This window comes from Psychrobacter sp. AOP31-B2-9 (assembly GCF_052378005.1).
Taxonomy (GTDB): domain Bacteria; phylum Pseudomonadota; class Gammaproteobacteria; order Pseudomonadales; family Moraxellaceae; genus Psychrobacter.
The window spans coordinates 1-5,911 of record NZ_JBQSXG010000169.1 but is presented as its reverse complement, the minus strand read 5'-3'; the positions used below and the strand labels follow the sequence as shown (position 1 = coordinate 5,911).

Below are 5,911 nucleotides of genomic sequence, written 5' to 3'. Positions count from 1 at the left end.
ATAAAAATTAAGAGAAAAAATGACAAACCTTATCCTTAATCATATGCAATCAGCGCTCGACAAGCTCAAAACAAATCAACAATACCGTCAACTCCCAAATCTGAGGCATAGTGGACGGTATATCGTGAGCGAAGGTAAAGCTTTGCTTAATATTGCGAGTAATGACTATCTTGGCTTGGGCGGTGATGCTGAGCTACAAGAGGAATTTCTCAACCAAATAGAAGGATTACCTGCAGCAACAGTACCTAAAATGAGTGCTACCTCTTCACGGCTCCTCACAGGTAACAACACACAACTACAACTATTAGAGTCAGAATTACAAAGTTGGTATCAGAATGCGGTAAATCAACAAGGCGTACCTACCAACAAATCTGTACTGGTACTCAATAGTGGCTACCATGCAAATATTGGTATCTTACCTGCACTGACCTTATTGCCAGTCAAAACACTTATTTTGGCTGACAAGCTGGTACATGCCAGTATCATCGATGGATTGCAACTGAGCCAAAGTAAGCTTGTCAGCTATCGCCGTTATCGTCACAATGATTACGAGCATTTGGCCAGATTTATTGAACAAGCAGACCCAGCCGTTGAGCGCATTATTATTGTTACTGAGAGTATTTTTAGTATGGATGGTGACCGCGCCGACTTACAAAAGCTGGTGGCATTAAAAGCTAAAGACGCTCGTATAGAGCTATACGTCGATGAAGCACATGCGGTTGGTGTTTTAGGTAATACAGGATTAGGGCTGGCAGAAGAGACAGTAACGTTGGCTGAAATTGATTATTTAGTTGGTACCTTTGGTAAGGCTTTCGCGTCAGTTGGGGCGTATATCATGTGTAATGAGACCGTCAAACAGTGGCTGATTAATACTATGCGCCCATTGATTTTTAGTACGGCGTTACCTCCTATCAATCATGCATGGACACGATTTATTTTAGCAAAAATGCCCACATTGACTGACGAACGCGCACATTTGGCACAACTCTCTACCACACTGAGCCGAGCCATCGCACCGCAATATCGTGTATCCTCAGCTGCTGAAAAGGTACATTATGAATCCCCTATCGTTCCTTATATATTAGGCGACAATGCAAGTACACTTGCCAAAGCGCAACAGTTACAGGCAGCAGGGTTTTATGCACTGCCTATTAGACCACCCACCGTCCCTGCAAACACCGCTCGTATTCGTCTGGTTATGAATGCTAAGCTGACGCATCAAGACTGCCAGCAACTCATCCAACAACTCACCTAATAGGTAGTAGCATCCTGCCTTTTATCAACCACCTTATTATTAGATATCAGCCTTTTTATCCAAAAAACCGTCTGACTTAGATGACCTGAATAATATGACAACACTCTCTACAGCCACTCACTTTAGCATCAGAAAACAAATCATCGCTCGCCATTTTGCAAGCGCTAGAGACTATGACCAACATGCCAATGTTCAGCAAATAGTTTGTCAGTATCTACTGGATAATATTGCTCATACTAAACAAAGTAGTGTATTGGAAATCGGTGCAGGCACAGGTCAAATGACACGGTTACTCGCTGAGCAAATCCACAGCCATCACTGGCTCATTAACGAATTATGTAGTGAGCATACTGTTACATTACAATCAATACTGCCCACTGCTGAAATCATCGTTGGTGACGCTGAAACCCTAGGTTTGGCAGAAAACCATAGTTTGATAGTCAGTGCCAATGCCGTGCAATGGTTTGATGATCCATTGAGCTTTGTCGCACAATCAGCACGCCGCTTACAACCTGAAGGACAGCTGGTTTTTAGCACCTTTACCCCAAATAATTTTTTGCAGATTAAAACATTAATAGATCAAGGACTACTGTATCCGAGTATCGAGGCATGGCAACTAGCGTTAAATAAGGCAGGGTTTATAGATTGTCAGGTAACCACACAGCGTTTTGATTTATGGTTTACACGCCCCTACGAGGTGCTTAAACACATGAAACTAACGGGAGTATCGACCAATCAAACGCAAATACAGTCAAATAATACACCACCATTTACGTGGACAAAAACACGGTTACAGCAGTTTGAGCAAGCGTACTGGCAGCAGTTTTCTGTAAAAGATGAAGAAGGTAAGCTCGGTGTAAGCCTAACTTATGAAGCGCTTATAGTGAGTGCATTTAAACCTTAATCACGCAGCATATGACAAGAATAGTAGCTAATAGGAAGCACAATTATTGGAAATAGTAGCCATAAAAAAACGCATCCCGAAGGATGCGTTTTTTATTTAACTACTTATTCGTTCAGCAGTATTACTTCTTGTCTTCGTCGACTTCAGTGAACTCAGCGTCCACAACATCATCATCCGCTTGGTTATTGTCTGCTTCACCTTCAGCACCTTGTTGGAACTGACTTGGATCCATGCCTTCTGCACCAGCACCGCTATCAGCGTAGATTTTTTGGCTGATTGGTAAGAAAGCATTGTCTAGCGCTTCAAGCTTGGCTTTGATGTCATCATGATCATCTTCTTTGGTCGCTGTCTCAAGCTCAGAGATAGCAGCTTCAACTGTTGATTTTTCTTCATCAGTGACTTTGTCTTCTGCTTCTTTTAGCGCTTTTTGTACCGCATGGATACGACCATCTGCTTCGTTACGTACTTGCGCTAGGTTAGCGAACTTTTCATCTTCTGCAGCATTGGCTTCTGCATCGCGAACCATTTGTTCAACTTCTTCATCCGACAAACCAGAATCTGCTTTGATCTGGATGCTTTGTGCTTTACCAGTACCTTTATCTGTTGCTGAAATATTCATAATACCATCAGCATTGATGTCAAAAGTTACTTCGATTTGTGGTAGACCACGTGGTGCTGGTGGAATATCTGTCAAATCAAAACGACCAAGCTGTTTGTTTTGGTTAGCGATTTTACGCTCACCTTGATAAACCTGAATGGTTACTGCTGGTTGGTTGTCTTCAGCTGTTGAGAATACCTGTGATTTCTTAGTAGGAATCATGGTGTTTTTCTCAATGATTGGTGTCATAACACCGCCCATTGTTTCGATACCTAAAGTCAACGGAGTCACATCAAGCAATAGTACGTCAGTTTTGTCACCAGATAATACAGCACCTTGAATTGATGCACCTGCTGCTACTGCTTCATCAGGGTTCACGTCTTTACGTGGCTCTTGACCGAAGAAATCTTCTACTTTTTTCTGTACTAAAGGCATACGAGTCTGACCACCAACTAGGATGACGTCATCGATATCACCAATTTTTAGACCGGCATCTTCAAGAGCAATTTTACAAGGACCCATGGTACGCTGTACTAGCTCTTCAGTTAAACTCTCTAGTTTTGAGCGGCTGATAGTAACAACCAAATGCTTAGGACCACTGCTATCAGCAGTGATATATGGCAGGTTTACTTCAGTACTTTGGGCACTTGACAACTCGATTTTGGCTTTTTCTGCAGCTTCTTTTAGACGCTGCATCGCAAGAGAATCACCTTTTAGGTTGAAGTCTTGATCTTTTTTGAACTCGTCTACCAAAAAGTCGATCAACGCTGAATCAAAATCTTCACCGCCAAGGAATGTGTCACCATTGGTTGCTAGTACTTCGAACTGCTGCTCGCCATCTACGTCAGCGATTTCGATGATTGATACATCAAACGTACCACCACCTAAGTCATATACAGCAACAGTGCTATCGCCTTGCTTCTTGTCCATACCATAGGCAAGCGCAGCAGCAGTTGGTTCGTTGATGATACGTTTTACATCAAGACCAGCAATTTTACCTGCATCTTTGGTCGCTTGACGCTGTGAATCGTTGAAATATGCAGGTACGGTTACAACCGCTTCTGTCACGCTTTCACCAAGATAATCTTCAGCTGTTTTCTTCATTTTTTTCAAGATTTCAGCAGAAACCTGTGGTGGTGCAAGCTTTTTACCATTGATTTCTACCCATGCATCACCGTTATCTGCTTTGGCGATTTTGTATGGCACCATACCGATGTCTTTTTGTACAACTTTGTCATCAAAACGACGACCGATCAAACGCTTAATCGCAAACAATGTATTGCTTGGGTTGGTAACTGCTTGACGCTTAGCTGACTGACCAACGAGAATTTCGTCATCTTTATAAGCGACGATCGATGGTGTTGTGCGAGTGCCTTCAGCATTTTCGATGACTTTAACCTTGTCACCTTCCATTACTGCAACACATGAATTAGTTGTACCTAAATCAATACCAATTACTTTACCCATAATCAATTGCTCCTAATTTGTTTTAAATATAAATAATTATATACTCAGACCAATGTCGGTCACTTGTTGCTTTATATCGGTTTGCTTGTTAATTTTTTCAAGTCAAAACCCACGCAAAAATTGTCTTTTGTGTGACTTTTTGTGAAAACCCTTATTAATATTAGGGTTTAGCACAGTTAAAAACTTATTGTTTCTTAATTATATAATGAAGCTGTGATCTTAACCGTTGTTGTATTAGCGATAACGCCCTAAATACTATTGACCAACACGGACCATTGCTGGACGCAACAAACGACCATTCAAGCTATAACCTTTTTGCAATACAGTACCGACAGTATCAGCTTCAGCATCGGCATCAATTCCAACCGCTTCATGAAAATCAGCGTTAAACTTTTCACCTTGTGGGTCAACCACTTCTACACCATTTTTAGTGAGTAGTGCTATTAAAGCTTTATGCGTCAGTTGCACACCTTCGGCTACTGGATCATTAGCATCAGCACTTTCGATAGCACGCTCTAAGTTGTCGACAATATCCAACAACTCCTTGGCAAACTTTTGTAGCGCGAACTTTTTGCTCTTTTCTGCTTCTTGCTCCATACGTTTTTGCGCATTGTACGCTTCTGCATTGGCGCGAGCCGTGGTTTCCTTGGCTTGCTTAACTTCGCCTTCTAGCTCAGCGATACGTGCTTTAAAAGTCTCAATGTCGATATCATTGTCGATGGTCGCCTCTTCACCTGAGTTATTTTGTGGATCAAACTCTTTCAGCGTTTCATCTAAAACACTGTCACTCTGATCAATGTTATCTTGCGCCACGTTTTGCTCGCTCATGATAGCTCCTTAGAATGTGATAATGATGGTTCATATAGGACACGGTAGACTGGCTCATCACCAGCTATTGAGCGTCCTTATTAGATACTTAAAATATTTCGCTCATTTTTTATTAATGCGCTTTACTAGCTGCTTGATAAAGGTGATGGGTATAAATTTCAAGCCTAAAATGCAGGATTTTTTCTAATTTGCCACAAATTTTGGTTTAATTTAATCTAAACTGCTTGTGAAGTGTTTCCTTTGCTCTAATCAGATATGAATAGGTGCTAAAAAATACTATTTGTGGCGAGAAGTTTTTTGACGAGACAGATATTTCTATCGAGAAACCCTCATTACAACGAAACCGTTATTGCTCACTCTTACCAGTCAGCGTAATCATCCAAATCTCCGAACGCGTGCCCAATCTAAAAGGCACTGCACCGATACCATAACCTGACGTTACCAAAAACTGCGTGTCTTCTATTGTTTTGGTACCATAGTTGAGCGGCTTTAACCAATTCATCAGCATCGTCAATGGAAATATCTGTCCACCATGAGTATGCCCTGATAAATGTAAATCAACTGGCAATGCTTTGATCTCATCCATCATAGAAGAACGATGCTCTAAAAACACCACTGGCTTATTACTATCAACTTGGGTCATTAGCTCCTTCGCTGATAATCTGGTCTGGTCAACATCATCTGAGCGCCCAACCAGCCACACTGAGTCATCTAATAGCACACTCTCGTTATCAAGCGCTTTAATACCTGCCGCTTCAACGGCCTCAGCTATCACTCCATCATAGCCTCGATAATCATGGTTACCCAAAGTAGCATAAACCCCAAGAGGCGCCTTTAGTTTTGATAAATGTTCGTGCAT

At 41.7% G+C, this 5,911-nt stretch carries 5 protein-coding genes; 2 read left to right on the top strand and 3 right to left on the bottom strand.

Features of this window, described 5'->3' with window-relative positions; all coding sequences use genetic code 11:
- The first annotated feature begins 19 nt into the window (after positions 1-19).
- Both ACT3SX_RS13485 and ACT3SX_RS13480 read left to right on the top strand, forming a co-directional pair.
- Positions 20-1,255 (top strand): 8-amino-7-oxononanoate synthase, encoded by a 1,236-nt coding sequence (locus ACT3SX_RS13485; protein ID WP_442070091.1) that lies wholly within the window; start codon positions 20-22, stop codon positions 1,253-1,255.
- Between the two features lie 94 nt (positions 1,256-1,349).
- On the top strand, positions 1,350-2,159 hold the full coding sequence (locus ACT3SX_RS13480; protein ID WP_192519491.1) for a methyltransferase domain-containing protein: 810 nt from the start codon (positions 1,350-1,352) through the stop codon (positions 2,157-2,159).
- Between the two features lie 121 nt (positions 2,160-2,280).
- Here the strand turns inward: ACT3SX_RS13480 and dnaK are convergent, their stop codons facing one another.
- From dnaK to ACT3SX_RS13465, 3 genes are all read right to left on the bottom strand, one after another.
- Positions 2,281-4,224, bottom strand: a complete 1,944-nt coding sequence (gene dnaK / locus ACT3SX_RS13475; RefSeq protein ID WP_442070093.1) for a molecular chaperone DnaK — start codon at positions 4,222-4,224, stop codon at positions 2,281-2,283.
- A 255-nt stretch (positions 4,225-4,479) separates the two neighbouring features.
- A complete protein-coding gene (gene grpE, locus ACT3SX_RS13470; RefSeq protein ID WP_444518731.1) occupies positions 4,480-5,052 on the bottom strand; it encodes a nucleotide exchange factor GrpE in 573 nt (190 codons plus the stop codon).
- A 346-nt stretch (positions 5,053-5,398) separates the two neighbouring features.
- Positions 5,399-5,911, bottom strand: a 513-nt coding sequence (locus tag ACT3SX_RS13465) for a metallophosphoesterase (RefSeq protein WP_444518732.1), incomplete at its 5' end; no start/stop codon positions are given.